Below are 229 nucleotides of genomic sequence, written 5' to 3'. Positions count from 1 at the left end.
CCTCTAAGGGCACCGAGAAGATGCTTGCCGAGCTGGACAAGGCCAAGAACCAGCCCCTGGCGCGCGTCCTTGTCGCCCTGTCCATCCGCCACGTCGGCCCGACGGCGGCCCGCGCGCTCGCAGAGAAATTCCTATCGATGGATGCTCTGCGCGCCGCCTCGGTCGAGGAGCTTTCTGCCGTCGAAGGTGTGGGCGAGGAGATCGGCCGATCGCTGCGCGACTGGTTCAC

1 protein-coding gene is annotated in these 229 nt (G+C 66.8%); it reads left to right on the top strand.

Going from position 1 to position 229, the window contains the following annotated elements:
* The coding region (locus tag QP415_RS13210) for a helix-hairpin-helix domain-containing protein (protein WP_285100376.1) at positions 1-229 on the top strand (229 nt) is incomplete at both ends.

Origin of the sequence: Pauljensenia sp. UMB3104, assembly GCF_030217285.1 — a bacterium.
Lineage (GTDB): Bacteria > Actinomycetota > Actinomycetes > Actinomycetales > Actinomycetaceae > Pauljensenia.
Note: the sequence above shows the minus strand (reverse complement) of the source record. Positions and strands in the feature narration are given on the sequence as shown.